Source organism: Dactylosporangium sucinum, from assembly GCF_014647515.1.
Lineage (GTDB): Bacteria > Actinomycetota > Actinomycetes > Mycobacteriales > Micromonosporaceae > Dactylosporangium > Dactylosporangium sucinum.
On record NZ_BMPI01000091.1, the window covers coordinates 21,339 to 40,604 of the forward strand.

Sequence of the window (19,266 nt, forward strand, 5' to 3'; positions counted from 1 at the left end):
ACGGTAACGAGGGTGGGAGTTCGGCGCCCAGCGGGTGGCGGGGTGGGTGACGAGCCGGTCGGGGGAGCCCGGTGACCATACGGTGGGGGCATGGCGACCTCGGACCGTCCAGGGCCCACCGTGTTCGTGCTCTTCGGGGCGACCGGCGACCTCGCGAAGCGGATGGTGCTGCCCGCGTTCGCCACGCTCGCCGCCGGAGAGCTGCTGCCCAAGGACTGGGCGCTCGTCGGGAACGGGCGTGGCGACATCTCGCACGAGGAGTTCCGGGAGCACGTCCGGGAGGCGCTCGACAAGTTCGGGCCGCACCTGCCGCAGCGCACCTGGCGGGAGTTCGAGCGGCGGCTGTACTTCGCCGGCGGAGGGTTCTCCGGCGACAACCCCGGCAGTCTGCGCGAGGTGCTCGAGCACGCCCGGGCGAAGGTCGGGCGGGACGCGCAGCTCGTCCACTACCTGGCCGTGCCGCCCGTCGCGTTCGGGCCGCTGACGCAGGCGCTCGGCGCGCACGGACTCACGCAGCGGGCCCGCGTGGTGTACGAGAAGCCATTCGGCACCTCGCCGGAGTCGTTCCGGCGGCTGAACCGCACCGTGCAACGGGTGCTCGACGAGTCCCAGGTGTACCGGATCGACCACTTCCTCGGGAAAGAAGCGACCCAGAACCTGCATGTACTGCGGTTCGCCAACGAACTGTTCGGGGCCATGTGGAACCGGCGCCACATCGAGAGCGTGCAGATCGACGTGCCCGAGGATCTCGGGATCGCGGACCGGGCCGGGTTCTACGACGCCACCGGCGCCGTGCTCGACATGCTGGTCACCCACCTCTTCCAGGTCGCCGCCGAGGTCGCCATGGAACCGCCCGCCAGCCTCGACGCCGACGGGCTCCAGGCGGCCCGGGAGCGGGTCATCCGAGCGTTCCGGCCGCTGAATCCGGCCGAGGTGGTGCTCGGGCAGTTCACCGGGTACCGCGACGTGCCCGGGGTCGCGGCCCGCTCCCGCACCGACACGTTCGTCGCCGCGCGGCTGTGGATCGACAACTCCCGCTGGCGGGACGTGCCGTTCCTGCTGCGCACCGGGAAGCGGATGGCGACGAGTGCGCAGCGGGTGAGCATCGTGCTGCGCACGCCGGGCTGTCCGTTCACGACCCTGCCGCAACAGACGAACGTCCTGTCGTTCTCGCTCTCCGGCGCCGGCGAGATCGACGTCGATCTGCTGGCCAAGCGGCCCGGCGTCGCGCTCGACGTGGAGCCGGCGACCGCGGCGCTGCCGCTCGGGGCGTTGCCGGATGCCGACCCGCTGCCGCCGTACGTCCGGCTCATCCACGACGCTCTGCTCGGCGACCGGTCGCTGTTCACGCGGCCGGACGGTCTGGCGGCCGTGTGGAAGGTGGCACAGCCGCTGCTCGACGCCCGGCCGCGGCCGGCGGTGTACGCGCAGGGTTCGTGGGGGCCCGCCCAGGCCCGCAAGCTGGCCGCTCCGCACCGCTGGCTGCTCGGACAATGAAGGCAGCGAGGGCAGCGAGGGCAGCGAGGGCAGCGAGGGCAGCGAGGGCAGCGAGGGCAGCGAAAGCCGCGAAGGCCCCGAAGACGGCGAAGGCCCCGAAGACGGCGAAGACCTCGAAGACGGCGAAGACGGCGAAGACCGCGAAGCTGTGAAGGCTGCGAACGCAGCGGCGCCCACAACGAACGCAGCAGCGCCCATAACACAGGGTGGCCGCGACAAGACGGCAAAAAGGGGCAAGGTCAACTGTTCGGTTGATTGCCGGATGCATTGAGGCTTGGCATGCTGCCTTCGCACGTTTCGCGGGGGAGGCAGCAGGAATGCGAAGGTTTGTGCTCGCGGCGGTCGCCGTGGCCGTGCTCGGCGCGGCCGGTGGGTGCGCGACGCCCGCCGGGGTCGACAAGGACCTCGTCGACGACTGGGCGATGATGGCCGAGGCCAAGGTGCCCGAGCCGGCCGAGGGGGACTGCTGGAACACCGACGTCTCGCAGCTCGACGACGTCGTGCCCACGCGCCTCACCCAGATGCCCTGCGAGATGCAGCACATGTTCGAGACCGTCCACGTGGGCCACTTCACCGGCAACGAGGCCGACGGGACGCTGCCGCCGACCGAGGGCAGTCTCGCCAAGGCCTACGCCGAGTGCGACGGGGCCGCGAAGACGTATCTCGGCAACGCCTGGCAGGCCGGGCGCGTCCACCTGCTGGTGCAGACGCCGACCAAGGCCCAGTGGGCCGGCGGCGGCCGGTTCTTCCGCTGCGACGTCGTCGCGCTGCGCACCGAGCTCGGCACGCTCGAGCCGCGCAGGGAGACGTTCAAGGACACCCTGAAGGCGGGCGGCGAGCTGGCCCTCACCTGCGGCGCGATCGTCGGGCTCGACAGCAACGGCGCCTGGGACGACATCAGCCCGGCCTCGTGCACCGCGCCGCACGACGTCGAGTTCGTCGGGGTCGTCAACGCCAAGACCACGACGTACCCGTCGGACGGCAAGACCCTCGAGTCGGCGTTCAGCGACGTCTGCGAGCAGCAGCTGATGTCGTACATCGGGATGTCGGCGAGCCACTTCGCGAAGCAGAAGGCGCTGCTGTACGGGTACTGGATGATGGCCAGCCAGGCCGAGTGGAAGGCCGGCAACCGCACGGCCCGCTGCTACGCGATGATCGACAAGAAGAAGATCTCCCGCTCGCTCAAGGGCGCCGGCAACATCGCCATCTGAGCGTGCGGAGGCCGTCGGGCACCGGGTCGAGACGGGCGTCGGCCAGGTCGAACACGACCGGGGTCTCGCCGGCAACGCTCACCAGCCGGCCAGTGCACACGACCGGGGTCTCGCCGGGCCGGCAACGCTCACCAGCCGGCCCGTGCAACGCAACGAGCACCGCACAGCACCGCCGGCCCGACGCCGCGCTCCGTGCAGGCCGAACCTAGACCCCGGTCACGGCCGGCAGCGCACCCGACGCCGCGCTCCGTGCAGGCCGAACCTAGACCCCGGTCACGGCCGGCAGCGCACCCGACGTCACGGCCGCGGCAAGCGCCGCGTGGTCGGCCTCCGTCTGGTCGGCGTAGGCGACGGCGAACGACGCGAACGCCTCGTCGAACTCCTCGCCGTCCTCCGGCGCCGGGGCGCAGTAGCCGTCCAGGATCCGCGGGTCGATCGACTGCGCGTGGGCCCGCGCCAGGACCACGCCGACGACGCGGGCGTAGTCGTCGAGCTGCCCGGCGCGCAGGGTCGTCGGGTCGATCGAGCCCTTCATGTCGCGGAACTGGCGCACGAGGTACGGCCGCGAATCGATCGTCGTCCAGCCCAGCAGCACATCGCTCACGGTCTGCATCCAGCGCTGGCCGCGCACCACGCGCTCGCCGGGGTGCTGCTCGGGGGCCGGCGGCAGGTACGGGGCGAGGGCCGAGGCCCGGGCCTGCTTCACCTGCAGGACCAGCGCCTCGTCGCCGTTGCCGTGCAGCAGGACGACGTAGCTGCGGTACCCGACGCTGCCGAGCCCCACGATGCGGTGGGCGACGTCGACCACGGCGTACCGCCCGAACAGGGTGCGGATCTCCTCTTCCAGCGTCCCGGCGTACGACTCGAGGCCCTCGATCACCGGGAACGCGTCGGTGGAGTCGAGCGGGACCAGGATCGGCGGGTCGGGCGTGAACCGCCAGGCGTCGTGGTCGAGCCGGGCGGTGAACTTCTCGGCCACCCGCCGGCTCGTGTTCTTGCGCGCCTTCCTGCGCACCCGGTCGAACGTGTCGACGAGGTCGCCGATGCCGTAGTGCTCCAGCGTCGAGTGGTCGGTCGTGAGGTAGTACGCGTCGAGCAGCGGCATGTCGGCGAGCTCGCGGATCGCCGTGCGGTACCCCCGGGCGCAGTCACGCGCGGCGGTGCGGCACTCGCCGTCCGGCAGGCCCGCCTCCCGGCCGGCGCTGACCAGGCTCGTGACGAGGCGCTTGAGGTCCCAGTCCCACGGTCCGACCGCCGTCTCGTCGAAGTCGTTGACGTCCATCACCTGGCGGCGCTCGGGCGACGCGTACAGGCCGAAGTTGGCGGCGTGCGCGTCGCCGCAGATGTGCCCGTGCAGGCCGGTGTCGGCGCCCCGGGCCAGGTCGGCGGCCATGACGGCGGCGGAGCCGCGCAGGAACGCGAACGGCGAGGTGATCATGCGGCCGTGGCGGATCGGCACCAGGTCGGGCACGCGCTCGGGGTTGGTGGCGGTCACGATGGCCACCGGGTCCCGCTCGACGGGCTCGAACGCGGTGAGCAGCTTGACGGGGACCCGGGTGCGGCGGGCGGTCCCGTCCTCGCGCAACGCGGTGGGGGCCGCCCACCCTGTGGAGCCGATCATCCCCTCACGGTAACGGGTACAGGCCACGTTCCCGGGCCGCGAGCCTGGTCACACCCAGCAGCGCGTCCAGCGCCGGTGTCGGAACACCGACCGCGCCGGCGATCTCCCGCACGGCGGTGAGCATCGCGTCGAGCTCGATCGGCCGGCCCGCCTCCGCGTCCTGCAGCATCGACGTCTTGAACGCGCCGAGGCGCCGCGTGACGGCGTTGCGGTCGGCCGGGCTCTGCTCGATCGGGCAGCCGATCCGCGCCCCGATCGCCGCCGCCTCCCGCATCACCGCGTGCGAGAACCCGTTGACGAGCTCGTCGTCGAGGATCTTGTCGGCGGTGGCGCCGGTGAGGGCGGAGATGGGGTTGACGGTCATGTTTCCCCAGAGTTTGTACCAGATGTCCCGCTGGATCCGGTCGGACAGCGTGACCGTGAACCCGTCGAGCAGCGCCGCGGTCCGCCGCAGCCGCTCGCTGTCGCCGCCGCCCGGCTCGCCGAGGATCAGGCCGTCGCCCGCCGCCAGCCGCACCTCCCCGGGCGCCGGGACGCTCGCGCTGAGGTGCACGACGCAGCCGAGGATCCGGTGGGTACCGAGGGTGCCGGCGACGGACCCGCCGGGGTCGACGGCGTGCAGCCGCAGCCCGTCGTGCGGCCCGCCGAGGCCGTCGAAGAACCACCACGGCACCCCGTTGAGCGCCGGCACCACGACGGTGTCCGGGCCGAGCAGCGGAGCCAGGCTCGGCGCCAGCCCGGGCAGCGCGTGCGCCTTCACGGTGAGGAAGACCACGTCCTGCGGCCCGAGCGCGGCCGGGTCGTCGCCGGCCGTGACGTTGCCCACGGTGACGGTGCCGGCGGCCGTGTGCAGCCGCCAGCCCCCGGACCGGATCGCCGCCAGGGTGGCGCCGCGGGCCAGCACCGACGTCTCGTGCCCGGCGGCGGCCAGCCGGACCCCGATGACCCCGCCGACGGCCCCGGCGCCCACGACCGCGACCCGGGTCACGAGCCGTCCTCCAGCAGGTGTTCCCGCAGCCTGGCGGCGAGGGACGGGTCGCCGAGGTACGCGTCGAGCGACCCGTAGCGGGCCCGCACCTCGGCCAGGAACAGCAGCATCGTCTCGGCCGGCGACGCGAGCCACCGGGCCGGCATGCCGGCGATGCCCGGGTTGGTCCCCCGCCAGTACGCCATCGACCGCTCGGTCGCCGCGGTCGTCAGCGCGTAGTCCTCGGCCACGACCGCGTCGTCGACGCCCAGCGCCGCCAGGGTGATCCCGGACACGACGCCGGTGCGGTCCTTGCCGGCGACGCAGTGCACCACGACCGGCGCGTTCCCGGCGTCGGCGATGACGCCGACCGCGGCGACGATCGCCGCGCGGCCGTGCTCGGCGAGGTCGAGGTACCGGTCGGCGAGCCAGCGCGCGTCGCTGAGCTCGCCGCCGGCGGGTGCCTCCTCCCACTCGGCGTGGACGGGGCTGATGTGGTGGTAGGTGAGCCCGGGGAAGGCGTGGATGCGCCCGTCACGGTCGATCTCCCGCGGCCGGCGCAGGTCGATGACGGTCCGCACGCCGAGCGCCGTGAACGAGCCGGCGTCGGCGGGGTCGATGCGGCTCAGCGAGTCGGACCGGAACAGCCGGCGCCAGCGGACCGTCCGGCCCTCGTGGCCGGCGTAGCCGCCCAGGTCGCGGAAGTTGAACAGGTTGGGGTGGTCATAGTTCCGCACCACGCGACGATAGTGCCCCCGGCGGACGGGTAGGTTGTCCCCACGTGGAGCGCAAACGCCGGGCGGTGGTCACGGAGCCGCTCGGAGCCCTGCTGACCAGCGTGCCGAAGAGCAAACCGAGCTGGCTGACCGTGGTGAAGACCACGGTCGCGGCGACCCTCGCGTGGGTCCTGGCCCGGCAGTTCGGCGACAACGTGGCCGTGCTGTTCGCCCCGGTCGTGGCGGTGCTCACCCTGCAGGCCAGCGTCTACGGCTCGATCGCCACCGGCGCGCAGCTGCTCTTCGCCAACCTCGTCGGCACCGCCCTGGCCATCGCCTGGGTCAAGCTGCTCGGCCTGACCTGGTGGTCGCTCGCCGCCGCCGCGTTCGTCGCGCTCGTCGTGGCCCGGCAGGTCACGAACACCCCGCTCGCCCGCAACCAGCTCACCATCGCCACCCTCGCCGTGCTCGTCCTCACCCCGATGGCCCAGGGCTACGGCCAGTGGCGCTTCGCCGACGTCGCCCTCGGCAGCGTCGTCGGGCTGGTCGTCGCGATCGTCGTCCCCGAGCGCCCGCGGCTGCACCTGATCCGCCGCTCGCTGGACGCCTGGGGCGCGGCCTGCGTGCAGGTCCTGCGCGACATCGCCGACGAGCTGCACGCCCGGGCCGGGGAGACCCTCGAAGCGGGCGCCCGCCACGACTGGATCGCGAAGTCCCGCCGCCTCGGCGACCTGGGCGCCGAGGCGACCGCCGCGCTCGCCGGGGTGGAGGAGACGACCGTGCTCAACGTCGTCGCCGGTCGCCTGCGCCGCGACCTCGACGACGCCCGGGGCGAGGATCTGTGGCTGGTGCGGATCACCACCCAGGTCCGCGCGGTGTCCCTCGCCGTCGACCGCCTCTACGACCGCCCCGGCCACCCGCCGGCCCTCGACCGCGACACGCTGCGCGCCCTGCTCGGGGCGACCGCCGACCTGCTCGCCGCGCGGCTGGCCGGCGAGTCGCCCGACGACACCTCGCTGCGCGAGGCGCTCAGCGCCGCCGTGCAGCGGGTGCACACGGTGTTCCCGACGGCCCTCGCCGTGCTCGACTCGGTGACCCTGCTCGGCCGCCTCGACCAGCTCCGCCAGGACGCGGCGCAGGACCCGGAGGCGCTCGTCGACCTGGACGACCTGCCGCGGCGGGACCCCGGCTAGGTCGACGCAGCCGGAGCGGTTCATCCTTTTGGCCGGGGCCGGTCGCCGGCCGTCGCATTTTCCGCGCCGGTTTCTTTCCCGCGCCCGTCGCAATCCGAGCGGGCCACCGGCGGATTTCCCGACCTGTGCGAAAGGTGCCGGGTGTCTAGACTGCGGGCGTGTCGGGAGACCTCGAACTTGGCGTTGATTTCGGAACGTCGAACACGGTGGCCGTGCTGCGCGGCGACGACGGTCACGTTCGGCAGGTGCTCTTCGACGGCGCCCCGATCCTGCCCTCCGCGGTCTTCGTGGAGTCCGCGGCCGGGGTGGTCCTGACCGGCTACGACGCGCGCCGGCGGGCGCTGGGCAACCCGCAGTCCTTCGAGCCGCATCCCAAGCGTTGCGTCGACGACGGCACGGTACTGCTCGACAACACGGAAATCGCCGTCGAGGCGCTGTTCGCCGCGGTGCTGCGCCGCGTTCTCGCCAGTGCGATAGAAATGGCCGGGGCGGCGCCGAAAAGGGTGGTACTGACCCATCCGGTGTCGTGGGGACCGCGCCGGCTGCAGTTGCTGCTCGACGCGGCCGCCCGGGCCGGAATGGCCCGCACGGAACTGGTCAGCGAGCCGGTCGCCGCCGCCGCGTACTTCGTGGCCAACCACCGGGTGGACCTGCCGGTCGGCAGCGCGGTCCTCATCTACGACCTGGGCGCCGGCACCTTCGACGTCACCGTCGTGCGCCGCGGCGCGGACGGCTTCGACGTGCTCGCGAGCGAGGGCCTCACCGACACCGGCGGGCTGGACGTCGACGCCGCGATCCTCGCCGCGATCAACGCCGAGGTGTATCCGCAGGACCCGCGCTGGACCCGCCTGTACGATCCGCGCACGCCCGGCGACCTGCGCGCCTCCCGTGCCCTGTGGGACGAGGTCCGCGGCGCGAAGGAGGAGCTGTCCCGGCACGGCGCAACGTTCGTGCACGTGCCGATCTTCGAGGCCGAGGTGCCGCTGGGCCGGGAGCAGTTCGAGGCGGTCGCCCGGCCCATCCTCGCCCGGACGGTCCGCGCCACCCGCGCGTTGCTGCGCCGGGCCGGCCTCGACAACGGTACGCCGGCCGCCGTCCTGCTCGTCGGCGGCTCCAGCCGGATCCCGCTGGCGGCGACGATGCTGCATCAGATGCTCGGCGTCACGCCGACCCTCACCGAGCAGCCCGAGCTGGCGGTCGCCGCCGGCAGCCTGGTCGTCGCGGCGAAGGCCACGGCCGCCGCACCGGTCCAGGCGGACACCCCGACCGGCACGAAGACGCGCGGCGCGGGACCTTCGACCGCTGAGCCGGGGCCGTTGCCCGCGCCGGCCTCGCCTGCCCCGCCACCGGCCGCCGCACCGCCGGCACCGGTCACCGGGCCGCCGGTGTCGCTGCCGCCGTCCGCGCCGCCGGTGTCGCCGCCGTTCTCCGCGTCGCCGGTGTCGCCGCCGCCCTCCGCGTCGTGGGCCCCGCCGCCGGTCACCGGGCCGCCGGCGCCGCCACCGGTCACCGCGTCGTGGGCCCCGCCGCCGGTCGCCGCGCCCTGGTCGCCGCCGCCGGTCGCCGCGCCGCCCGGCCCGCCGGCGACGCCTGTCCCCAGGCCGCCCGCACCACAGCAGACCCCGGGCGGTCCGCCGCCCACCGGGTCGCGGGCGCGAACACGCCTCCTGACCCACCTCGCGCGACGTCGCCGGCCGCTGGCGCTGGCCGCCGGTCTGGTGATCCTCGCCGTCGCGGCCGTCGCGCTCCCCGGCGCGTGGGCGGACGACCGGCAGCTGAGCGGCACCGCGATGGGCCTGCAGCCGACCGCGACCGCCACCTCGTCGCCGACGCCGTCGCGGTCGCCGTCACGCTCGCCGTCGCCATCGCCGCCCACGCAGGACATCACGATCCAGCTGCACCGCAGCGGCAAGCACCCGGTCTGCGCGCTGCAGGTCGACGGCGACGGCGTGGTCAGCATCGGCGTGGCGTTCACCCCCGCGTACCAGCCCGGCCCGAAGCGGGTCGTCGTCGACGTGGTGGCCAGCCCGGGCGAGCGCGTCCAGTTGATCTTCCCCGACACCGGCATGGCGAAGTTCACCTTCAACGACGAACCCGGGATCTCCTACTACACCCTCGACGTGCCGAAAGAGCGGGTGAACGCGTATCTCGGGCAGGTGGTGTGGATCAGCATCACCGCCGATCCACGCAACGAGACGCCGGAGACCAACGAGAACAACAACCAGGTCGCGATGCGCCTGAACGTCCCCCGGTCCCTGCCGGAGGAGAACTCCGCGGACGGAACCTGCGCCGTCGGATAGCGATCCGGCCGTGGTCGCGGTGGCCGCGGGTCCTGGCCGAGCTCGCCGCGCCGGCGTCCTAGAGCGCGCCGCCGAGGACCTCCAGGCTCGACGTGCCGTCCGGGGCCACGGTCACCACGCCCCACGCCGTGCCCGCCACGAACGGGTAGCGACCGGGCCGGGCTCCCGCCCGTACCACACCTTCCGCCGCGTCGTGGTGGAAGCCGGTCCAGGCGTCCAGCAGGGACCAGCCCGCCATCGCCCGCACGTAGTGGTCGCCGCACTCGACCTCGTTGAACGGGTTGCGGCGGGTCCCGTCGTGGCGGGCCTGCAGCGCGGACACGATGGCGAGCCCCTCGTCGGTCAGCCCCTCGTAGATGCAGTGCGCCGCGACCTGGTACTCCACGCCCGTCCACACCTCGTCGCAGTACCGCAGCGGCACCGCCGGCCGGCCCCCGAGCGGCCAGCTGCACACGACCAGGCCCGTCTCGTCGCCGTCCGCGAACACGCGATAGCCGTGCTCGGTGAAGCCGGTGCGCAGGTTGTACCGCACGATCGAGGCGAGCGCGGTCCGCACCCGGTCCTCGGGCAGGATGTGGCCGAGGCCCAGCTGGTGCGCCCACCACTGGCCGAGCAGCTGGTCGGAGAGGCAGCCGTTGCCGAAGTCGAACGCCTCGCCGGTCACCGGCTGCGCGTAGAACTCGCCGTTCCACAGCAGCTTGTCGTAGTTGTCCCGGCCGAGCGCGAACCGCTCCGCGTAGCCCGCCGCCTCCTGCGGGTCCACCAGCGCCGCCATGCGCTCCATCGCCCGCAGCGCGGCGAGCCACAGCCCGCCGACGAACATGTTCGGGCCGTGGAGGCTGATGTCGTACGTGACGGGCTGGTCGCCCTGCAGCACCCCGTCACCGTCGGCGTCCCACACCGCCGCGATGCGATCCACGAGGTGCCGCAGGGCGGACCAGTGTGTGCGGAGCCAGGCCTCACCGGCGCCGTCGAGGACGGACCGGTACGTCTTGAGGACCGCGCCGAGCATGCCGTCGAGCGCCGGGCGCTCCGGCCCGCCGATCGGCACGCCGTGCAGCTGCGGGAGGTACAGCGGGAGCACCACCCGGTGGGGCAGCGTCCCGTCCGGCGCCTGCACCGCGAACTCGGTCTCGCGCATGTCGCGCCCGAGCGCCGGGAAGAGCCGCGCCAGGGCCTGCTCGTAGTTGAAGACGTGGTTGCAGTTGAGCGGGCACGAGCCGCCGACGTCGCCGTTCCAGTTGCGCGTCGACTCGCCCAGCGCGCCCTCGAACCCGTACACCTTGCCGTCCGCGGTGCGGAAGAACGTGGGGGAGCGCACCAGCGTGCCCTGCGCGGAGATCGCCTCGCGCAGCGGCCCGGGCAGGTCGCTCGACGACACCGCGTCCGCCCACGCCCGGCTCGTCGCGTCGAGGCGCTCCCGGTCGCCGAGATACGCGTCGAGCACGTCGAGCGCGCCCCCGAACCGCGTCGCATAGTGGTTCCCGATCCAGAATCTGCTCCCGTCGTACCGCGGCTGCTGCGGCCCGAAGCGGTCGAAGTCCGCGTACCGGTTGGGGAACCACCAGGCGTGCACGACGTCGATCGTGGTGGTCTCGCCGGGCCGCAGCGCGAACGCGACCGCGACCCCGGCGTTCCAGGTGTGCCCGGCCGGGCTGGGCCCGCTGGGCGTCCGCACCGGCGACACGCCCCCGGCGACGGCTTTCCTGATCGCGTCGTCGCCGTAGTCCCCGAGCTGCACGGGCGTCACCAGCTTCGCCGTCTCGACGAACCGCAGCAGCGCCTCGGCGCTCGCCGCCCGGGGCAGCACCGCGGCCGGCCCGTCGGTCCACAGCAGCAGCTCGCCGTAGGCGGGGTCGTCCTCGGCCAGCCCCGGGTGGTCCATGAGGACCCCGGTCTGCCCGGGCCGCCTGACGACCCGGTTGACGTTCCCCCCGTACCCGGCGCCCCGCGTCCCGTGGATGGGCGACACCCCGTCCCACCCGACCCCGTTCTGCAGCGCCGCGAGCAGCCACCCGTGCCGGAACTGGGCGCTGCTGTTCGTGATCGTGAACCGGTACCGCACGAGCGGCAGCGAGCTGGCCTCGTGGTCGAGCGGCACGAACGGCGTGAACGCCTCCATGCTCACGTCCACGGGCAGCGCCTCGTCGAGGTAGGTCACCTCGGCGAACGGGTAGCTCGCCCGGAACTCGGTCCGCTGCACGGCCGGCCACGGCGGCAGCTGCCCGGCGTCGGGAACGTCGGCGTCGGACACGTTCGGCGCCGGCGTGGGATGCGGTGGAACCGGAGCGCTGCGCAGCAGCCGCACGACGTCGTCCGGCGGCTCGAGCGAGGAGACGCGCAGGGCGAAGAAGCTGTCGGGCAGGAACCCGCGGTGGTTGGCGACCCCGCTGAGCTGCCACTGCCGGAGCGCGCCGTCCCCTGTGAGGGCCACGTGTCCGGTGCCGAACCCGCCGAGCGGAAACGCCACCGCGCGCCGGCCCTCCCCGGTGTACCGCCTCACTGACCGCCTCCTCAGGGCACAAGCCACCCCCGGAAAACCCCCGCTCGCTGCGGCGGTGCTCCGGCGCCGTGAAATCGATTTCGCACAAGCTAGACGAGCCCGTCACCGACTGTCAAGCACCGCCCCGTGGGCTCCGCGGAGCGATCCCGCCCGCCCGCCCGCGGCCCGCGCGCCGCCCGCCCCGGCCCTGCCGCCCCGCCCGGCCGCGCCGCCCGCCCCCGGCCCTGCCGCCCCCGGCCCGTCCGTCCGTGCTGCTTGCAGTCCGCCCCGCACCCCGCACCCCGCGGCCCGCACTCCGCACCCCACACTCCGCGGCCCGGCATCGGCCGCCGCGTCGGGGCTCGCCGCGGGCCGCGCGCGACCGCCGCCGACCGCCTCGCTCGCCCACCCGAAATATCCGAAAATTCGGTACAAGGCGGAGCGTGCGACACCCGGGCGCGGCAGGGCAGGCGATGCAGCGAGGCGGCCGGGGCAACCACCCGGGCGCACTACAGTGTGGGATCATGGCCACGATCTACGAGGTTGCGGCGCTCGCCGGGGTGTCGCCCGCGACCGTCTCGCGCGTCTTCAACGGGCTCACGGTCTCGGAGGAGAAGCAGCGAGCCGTCCGCGACGCCGCCACCAAGCTCGCCTTCGTGCCCAACAGGACCGCCCGGCGCCTGCGCAAGCAGAGCTCGGAGCTCGTCGCCCTGCTCATCCCCGACATCGAGAACCCGTTCTTCACCGCGCTCGCCCGCGGCGTCGAGGACCGCGCCCAGGCGTCGGGCTTCTCCGTCGTGCTCTGCAACACCGACGAGGACCCCGCCAAGGAGAAGCGCTACCTCGGCATCGCCGCGTCCGAGCAGATGGCCGGGGTCATCCTCGCGCCCGCCTCCGACGAGGTCGACCTGGGCTCCATCGCGGAGCTCGGGCGGCCCGTGGTGGCCGTCGACCGGACCACGCCGTACCCCGTCGACGCCGTCAAGGTGGACAACCGCGCCGCCGGGATCGCGGCGGCGACCGCGCTCTTCGACCAGGGGTACCGTCGCATCGCCTGCATCGCCGGTCCGGCCGGGATCGAGACGACCGAGGACCGCTTCCTGGGCTGGCGGCAGGTCGTCACCGCCCGCAAGACGGTCACGCACGACGGCTACCTGCAGCACGCGAACTTCCGCGTCGACGGCGGGCGGGCCGCCATGACCGCCCTGCTCGCGCTCGACACCCCGCCCGACGCCGTCGTCACCACCAACAATCTCATGGCCGTCGGTGCCCTGCAGGCCCTCGCCGCCGCCGGTATCGCGCCGGCCGAGTTCGGCCTCGCCGTCGTCGGCGAGCTGCCGTTCCTGACGTTCGCCCCGGCCAGCGTCGTCGAGGTCCGGCTGCCGGCCCGCCACCTCGGCACCACCGCGGCGTCGATGCTCCTCGAACGGATCGCCGGCGACACCACGCCGCCGCGCACCGTGGTGCTGCGCGCCGAGGTCAAGACTCCCGAGCTGTAATCGATATCAGCGCATAACTTCCCTGATCAGGTACTACATGGGGCGGGACCTGCAGAGGGCTTGACGAAATCGATTTCTTGGTCTTCACTTTGCGCACCGCACCGCTTCTCAACGGAGAGGGACGCAGGCTTATGAACACTCGATTCCGCAAGGTCGCGCTCTGGTGCGCGACAGCCGCCCTCGCGGCTTCCGCCCTTGCGGGTTGCTCCGGCGACGACGCCGCCGCCGACGGCGACAAGTCGCTGGAGATCGTCTACTGGAACTACGGCCCGGCCGCCGAGGCGGGCAACAAGGCCACCGCCGACCAGTTCATGGCGGGGCACCCCGGCGTCAAGGTCACGCTCACCCCCGTGACCGGCGAGAACTGGGGCACCTACTACGCGAACGTCGCCACGCTCATCGCCTCCGGCAAGCACCCCGACCTCATGGTCATCTCCGGTGAGGGCGCCCAGTTCGTGCACTCCAACAAGCTCGTGCTGCCGATCAACCAGTACCTCGAGAAGGACGCCGAGGCGAAGAACCTCACCGGCGACATCGCCAAGGGGCTCATCGACGGCTTCACCGTCAAGGGCGACGTCGTCACGCTGACCTACGGCTGGAACGACATGGTCGTGTACTACAACACGGACGTGTTCAAGAAGGCCGGCATCGACCCGCCGAAGGCCGACTGGACCTGGGCGGACTTCAAGGCCACGGCCAAGAAGCTCACCGCCGACACCAACGGCGACGGCAAGCCCGACCAGTACGGCTTCACCTGGGCCAGCAACGAGATCTTCCCCGGCATCATGCCCTGGGTCGCCAACGCCGGCGGCAACCTGACCAGCGACGACGTGTGCAAGCCGACGGCCGACTCCCCGCAGGTCAACAAGGCCGTGAGCTTCCTCAGGGACCTCATCACCGAGCAGATCGCACCGGCCCCGATGCCGATGAGCGACGTGTTCACCCGGTTCCAGAACGGGCAGGTCGCCATGTTCGGCGCCGGCCGCTGGCCGATCGCGACCTTCCTGCCCGCCGGGTTCAAGGCGTTCGACATCCAGCTGTACCCCAAGGGCGACACCTACAAGACCGTCTTCGGCGGCGCCGGCTACCCCATCCTGAAGTCGTCGAAGAACCCGGACCTCGCCTGGGAGTACCAGAAGTTCACGGTCAGCAACGAGATCGAGCAGCAGTACGTCGGCACCGCGGACAAGCCCGGTGACTCGATCCCGTCGCGCCGCTCGGTCGCCCAGACGATCTCGAAGGTCGGCGTGCCCCCGGCCAACTCCGACCTCTACTACGACAGCATCGACAAGTACCCGACCCTGGTGCCGTACCCCGCCCCCGCGAAGTACAGCGCGTTCGAGTCGACCGTCCTGCGCCACCTGCAGCTCATCTTCGCCGGCGAGGCCCCGGTGTCCGACGGACTGAAGAACATGCAGAACGAGCTGAACAGCATCGTGAGCTGCTAAAGACATGACCATCAGCAGCACCACACCCCGGTCCGGGGCCGGCGGCACGGTCGCCGCCGACCCCGGGCCACGGGCCCCGCAGGGCCGCCGCAAGCGGAGGGACGGGCTCCCCGCGCTCGCCTTCCTCAGCCCCTCGATCGTGACGTTCCTCGTGTTCGTCGCCGCCCCGACGGCCGGCGTGCTGTACCTGAGCTTCTACGACTGGAACCTGCTCAGCGACGGCACCTTCGTCGGCCTCGACAACTTCGACCGGCTCGTGCACGACGAGCGCCTGCTCGGCGTCTACGGCTCCACGACCTACATGGCGCTGGTGATCCTCGCCGTCAACGTCGTCCTCGGCCTGCTCCTCGCGGTGCTGCTGGAGGCGCGGATGCCGCGCTGGCTGCGGGCGTTCTTCCGGCTGTCGTTCCTGTTCCCGTTCGTGGTGTCGGCCTCCGCCGTCGCGCTGATCTGGCGGTTCCTGCTCAACAAGGACCTCGGGCTGGTGAACTACCTGCTCGGCCTGGTGGGCCCTGAAGGCGCTGACCGCATCGACTGGCTCGGGTCCTCGGCCTGGGCGCCGATCTCGGTCATCGTCGTCAACTCGTGGAAGACGATCGGGTTCTCGATCCTGGTGTACATCGCGGGGCTGCAGTCGATCCCGGCCCAGCTCAAGGAGGCGGCCGTCGTCGACGGGGCCAACGCCTGGACGAGGTTCTGGCGGATCACGTTCCCGATGCTGTCCCCGACGATCTTCTTCCTGGTCGTCATCAACACCATCAACTCGTTCCAGATCTTCGCCGAGCCGCGGGTGCTCACCCAGGGCGGCCCGGGCGACGCCAGCCGCACGATCGTCGAGTACCTCTACGACCGCGCGTTCGGCGACTTCGAGCTGGGCTACGCCTCGGCCATCGGCATCACGTTCACGCTGGTCCTCATCGTGCTCACCGCGATCCAGTTCCGGCTCTCCCGCAGATGGACGTTCTACGAATGAGAGTTCTCTCGCGCACGGCGACGTTCCTGGTCCTCGGGATCGCGGCGCTCGCCATCACCGCACCGTTCCTGTGGATCTTCCGCGGCGCGTTCTCCGGCTCCGACGCCGAGCTGTACCGCCTGCCGCCGACCTTCTCCGTCGACAACCTGACCGCGGACAACTTCGGCAAGGTCACCGACCAGGTCCCGTACTACCGCTTCTTCCTGAACTCGATCGTCGTGTCCACCACGATCACGGTCGCGCAGCTGCTCACCTGCTCCACCGCCGCCTACGCGTTCGCGCGGCTGAACTTCCGCGGCAAGGGCGTGCTGTTCGCCGTCGTCATCGGCTCGCTGATGATCCCGATCCAGGTGACGATCGTGCCGCTGTTCCTCGTACTGTCGAAGCTCGGCCTCACCAACACGCTGTGGGCGCTGATCCTGCCCGGCATCTTCAGCGCGTTCGGCATCTTCCTGCTGCGCCAGCACTTCCTGGCGCTGCCGAAGGAGCTGGAGGAGGCGGCCCGCATCGACGGCGCCGGGCACCTGCGCACCTTCCTGCGGGTCATCCTGCCGCTGTCCGGCCCGTCGCTCGCCACGCTCGGCATCCTGTGCTTCACGTACTGGTGGAACGACCTCCTGCTGCCCCTGGTCATGATCAGCGACACCGAGAAGCAGACCCTGCCCGTCGGCCTGGTCCTGCTCGCCGGCCGCTTCTCGACCGGGTCGCTCGGCACGATCGCGGCCGGGATCGCGATGGCCATCGTTCCCGTCCTCGTCGTGTTCGTCGCGGCGCAGCGGTACATCGTCCAATCCATCGCGTCGAGCGGGCTGAAACTCTGATGAACAGCTGGACCACCACCTCGGGCGGGGCCGTCGCCTTCTGGCACGAGCTGCCCCGCAACCTGCTCGCCGGCGCGGTCACCGCGCTCGCCGCCGCCCCGTTCGCGGTCGCGGTGGCGGCCGGGCTGCCCGCCTGGCTGCTCGCCCTCACCACGGTGCCGCCCGCGCTCGCGCTCACCGGCGCCGCGTCGATGGCGGCCGCCGTGGCCCGCGGCGGTGCGGCCCGGGTCGCGCAGCTGCGGGACGTCGATGCGGTGTTGGCCACGGTACTGGCGGCCGGCGCGACGCTCGCCGGCGCTGGACTGGTGAGTGGCGGCCCCGCCGCACTGTTCGGTGCGGTGTGCGGCGCCGGGCTGCTGCTCGCCGGGCCGTCCGCGCTCGCCTACGGGGCGGTGCGCGGGCGGCGCGGGCTGGCGGCGGTGCGCGGCGGGGCGATCCTCGTCGCGTACCGCCCCGGCTGGGCCTTCACCCTGCTCGCCCTGGCCTGCCTCGGCGGCTTCGCCGCGGTCGCCTCGGCCGGGGTGCTCGCCGTCGTGGTGGTGCCGCTGGTGCTGACGATCGCCGCCCGCCAGACGGCCGCGCTGCTGGACGAGATCGACGCCGTGCAGGCCCGCTCATGACCCCGTTTCCCAAGGTCGATCCGAGCGTTCCCATGATCGATCCCGAGCTGGTCGCGGGCATCGCCGGGACCCTCACCCCGCACCTGCCGTCCACGCCGCTGGACGTCGCCTCGGTGCGCGCGATCGACGACCGGCTCCGGGTCGAGGTCGCCGCGGCGGTCGCACCCCGGGTCGTCGCCCTGGACGACCTGGAGCTGCGGGTGCACGGCACCGGCTCGGCCTGCGTCCTGTGGATCCACGGCGGCGGCATGTTCCTCGGCACGGCGGCCGGCGACGACGCGTTCTGCTGCGACCTCGCGGCTTCGCTCGGGGCGAGCGTCGTCGCCGTCGACTATCGGCTCGCGCCCGAGCACCCGCATCCGGCCCCGCTGCACGACTGCCGGGCCGCGCTCGAATGGTGCGCCGAGCGCTTCACGCGGGTCGTCGTGGCCGGCGGCAGCGCGGGCGGCGGCCTGGCCGCGGCGCTCTGCCTGCTCACCCGCGACGAGGGCGGCCCCGCGATCGCCGCCGCGCACCTGTACTACCCGATGCTCGACGACCGCACCGCCGGACCGGCGGACGTTCCCGTGTGGAACCAGCGCCTCGCCGACGTCGCCTGGAACGCGTACCTGGACGGGAGGCCGGCCGACGCCTACGCCGCCCCGGCCCGGGCCACCGACCTGACCGGTCTCCCGCCCACCTACCTCGACACCGCCGAGCTCGACCTGTTCCGCGACGAGGACGTCACCTACGCCGCGCGGCTCGAGGCGGCGGGCGTCGAGGTGCGGTTCGAGTGCTGGCCCGGCGCCGTCCACGCGTTCGAGCGCATCGCCCCGGACGCCGCCGTCAGCCGCGCCGCCGTCGAGCGCCGTCGCAACGCCCTGGCCCGGGACCTGAGTTGGTGACGATCTACGAGGTGGCCGCGCGCGCCGGGGTGTCGCCGGCCACGGTCAGCCGGGTCCTGAACGGCACCCGCGTCTCGGCCGAGTCGGAGCGACTCGTCCGCGCCGCCGCCGAGGAGCTGTCGTTCATCCCGAACCGCACCGCCCGGCGGCTGCGCGTCCAGCGCTCCGCCGTGATCGCCCTCATCATCCCCGACATCGAGAACCCGTTCTTCACCGCGCTCGCGCGGGGCGTCGAGAACCGGGCCCGCGCCGCCGGCTACTCGGTCGTGCTGTGCAACACCGACGAGGACCCGGGCCGTGAGTCGACGTACATCGACATCGTCCTCGCCGAGCACATGGCCGGCGCGATCCTCGCCCCGGCCGACGACGCCAGCGACGTGTCGCGGCTCGTCGCCGCGAAGCGGCCGGTCGTCGCCGTCGACCGCAGCCTGCACCGCAACGACATCGACGCGGTCACCGTCGACAACCGGGCCGGCGGCCGGTCGGCGGCCGAGTCGCTGTTCGCCGCCGGGTTCCGCCGGGTCGCGTGCATCACCGGGCCCAGCTCGGTCGAGACAGCGCAGCTGCGGATGGAGGGCTGGCAGCAGGCCACCCACGCCCGGCAGGGGCGCGACGACCACGAGCTGCTGCGGTACGCCGACTACCGGGTCGACGGCGGCCGCGCCGCGATGGCCGACCTGCTCGCCCTGCCCGAGCCGCCGGACGCCGCGGTCGTCGCCAACAACCTCATGGCCGCCGGCGCGCTCGACGCGCTGCACGACGCCGGCCTCACGCCGCCCGGCTTCGGCCTCGCCGTCTTCGGCGACCTGCCGTTCGCCTCGTTCGGCCGCCGGGGCATCCGGGTCGTCGACCTGCCGGCCCGCGAGCTCGGCGAGGCCGCCGCCGGCCTGCTGCTCGACCGCATCTCGGGCGCGGGCGGCCCCGCCCGCACGGTCGTTCTGCGCGCGAAGGAGGGCTCGTGACCGGTCCGGAGCGAAGCGGAGGGGCCGGTCACCATGGGCTCAGTGTGGTCAGGCGGCCGGAGCGAAGCGGAG

15 protein-coding genes are annotated in these 19,266 nt (G+C 72.9%); 11 read left to right on the forward strand and 4 right to left on the reverse strand.

Annotated features, from left to right (window positions below; translation table 11 throughout):
- Positions 1 to 90: 90 nt before the first annotated feature.
- Together IEZ31_RS49955 and IEZ31_RS49960 are read left to right on the forward strand one after the other, a co-directional pair.
- Entirely contained in the window at positions 91 to 1,497 is a 1,407-nt protein-coding gene (locus IEZ31_RS49955; RefSeq protein WP_190257202.1) for a glucose-6-phosphate dehydrogenase, read from the forward strand.
- Between the two features lie 317 nt (positions 1,498 to 1,814).
- Positions 1,815 to 2,708, forward strand: coding sequence for a septum formation family protein (locus tag IEZ31_RS49960; protein ID WP_190257203.1), 894 nt, complete (start codon positions 1,815 to 1,817; stop codon positions 2,706 to 2,708).
- Between the two features lie 262 nt (positions 2,709 to 2,970).
- Here IEZ31_RS49960 and IEZ31_RS49965 read toward each other — a convergent pair whose 3' ends face one another.
- From IEZ31_RS49965 to IEZ31_RS49975, 3 genes are read right to left on the reverse strand one after another with little or no spacing between them, the layout of a single operon-like run.
- A complete protein-coding gene (locus IEZ31_RS49965) occupies positions 2,971 to 4,329 on the reverse strand; it encodes a DUF2252 domain-containing protein (RefSeq protein WP_190257204.1) in 1,359 nt (452 codons plus the stop codon).
- Between the two features lie 4 nt (positions 4,330 to 4,333).
- The gene (locus tag IEZ31_RS49970) at positions 4,334 to 5,317 is read right to left on the reverse strand and encodes a 2-dehydropantoate 2-reductase (RefSeq protein WP_190257205.1); all 984 of its coding nucleotides are present in this window, start codon (positions 5,315 to 5,317) and stop codon (positions 4,334 to 4,336) included.
- Positions 5,314 to 6,033 carry a tyrosine-protein phosphatase gene (locus IEZ31_RS49975; protein WP_229837072.1) on the reverse strand — a complete coding sequence of 240 codons (720 nt, stop codon included), beginning with the start codon at positions 6,031 to 6,033 and terminating at the stop codon, positions 5,314 to 5,316. The genes IEZ31_RS49970 and IEZ31_RS49975 overlap by 4 nt, the downstream gene beginning before the upstream one ends.
- A gap of 44 nt (positions 6,034 to 6,077) precedes the next feature.
- Here IEZ31_RS49975 and IEZ31_RS49980 point away from each other — a divergent pair, with 44 nt between their 5' ends.
- Together IEZ31_RS49980 and IEZ31_RS49985 are read left to right on the forward strand one after the other, a co-directional pair.
- The gene (locus IEZ31_RS49980; protein WP_190257207.1) at positions 6,078 to 7,205 is read left to right on the forward strand and encodes an FUSC family protein; all 1,128 of its coding nucleotides are present in this window, start codon (positions 6,078 to 6,080) and stop codon (positions 7,203 to 7,205) included.
- Between the two features lie 158 nt (positions 7,206 to 7,363).
- The gene (locus IEZ31_RS49985; RefSeq protein WP_190257208.1) at positions 7,364 to 9,505 is read left to right on the forward strand and encodes an Hsp70 family protein; all 2,142 of its coding nucleotides are present in this window, start codon (positions 7,364 to 7,366) and stop codon (positions 9,503 to 9,505) included.
- A 58-nt stretch (positions 9,506 to 9,563) separates the two neighbouring features.
- On the opposite strand, the gene IEZ31_RS49990 is transcribed toward IEZ31_RS49985, so the two are convergent.
- A complete protein-coding gene (locus IEZ31_RS49990) occupies positions 9,564 to 12,008 on the reverse strand; it encodes a GH116 family glycosyl hydrolase (RefSeq protein WP_190257209.1) in 2,445 nt (814 codons plus the stop codon).
- Between the two features lie 503 nt (positions 12,009 to 12,511).
- Here IEZ31_RS49990 and IEZ31_RS49995 point away from each other — a divergent pair.
- From IEZ31_RS49995 to IEZ31_RS50025, 7 genes are all read left to right on the forward strand, one after another.
- Entirely contained in the window at positions 12,512 to 13,486 is a 975-nt protein-coding gene (locus tag IEZ31_RS49995) for a LacI family DNA-binding transcriptional regulator (protein WP_190257210.1), read from the forward strand.
- Positions 13,487 to 13,617: 131 nt separating this feature from the next.
- Positions 13,618 to 14,934 carry an ABC transporter substrate-binding protein gene (locus IEZ31_RS50000; RefSeq protein WP_190257211.1) on the forward strand — a complete coding sequence of 439 codons (1,317 nt, stop codon included), beginning with the start codon at positions 13,618 to 13,620 and terminating at the stop codon, positions 14,932 to 14,934.
- Positions 14,935 to 14,938: 4 nt separating this feature from the next.
- Positions 14,939 to 15,907 carry a carbohydrate ABC transporter permease gene (locus IEZ31_RS50005; protein WP_190257212.1) on the forward strand — a complete coding sequence of 323 codons (969 nt, stop codon included), beginning with the start codon at positions 14,939 to 14,941 and terminating at the stop codon, positions 15,905 to 15,907.
- On the forward strand, positions 15,904 to 16,728 hold the full coding sequence (locus IEZ31_RS50010) for a carbohydrate ABC transporter permease (RefSeq protein WP_190257213.1): 825 nt from the start codon (positions 15,904 to 15,906) through the stop codon (positions 16,726 to 16,728). The genes IEZ31_RS50005 and IEZ31_RS50010 overlap by 4 nt, the downstream gene beginning before the upstream one ends.
- Positions 16,728 to 17,348 (forward strand): hypothetical protein, encoded by a 621-nt coding sequence (locus tag IEZ31_RS50015; protein ID WP_190257214.1) that lies wholly within the window; start codon positions 16,728 to 16,730, stop codon positions 17,346 to 17,348. The genes IEZ31_RS50010 and IEZ31_RS50015 overlap by 1 nt, the downstream gene beginning before the upstream one ends.
- Complete coding sequence (locus IEZ31_RS50020) at positions 17,345 to 18,232, forward strand: alpha/beta hydrolase (RefSeq protein ID WP_190257215.1); 888 nt, start codon at positions 17,345 to 17,347, stop codon at positions 18,230 to 18,232. Before IEZ31_RS50015 ends, IEZ31_RS50020 begins: the two co-directional genes overlap by 4 nt.
- Positions 18,229 to 19,194 carry a LacI family DNA-binding transcriptional regulator gene (locus tag IEZ31_RS50025; protein ID WP_229837073.1) on the forward strand — a complete coding sequence of 322 codons (966 nt, stop codon included), beginning with the start codon at positions 18,229 to 18,231 and terminating at the stop codon, positions 19,192 to 19,194. The genes IEZ31_RS50020 and IEZ31_RS50025 overlap by 4 nt, the downstream gene beginning before the upstream one ends.
- The last annotated feature ends 72 nt before the right edge of the window (positions 19,195 to 19,266 follow it).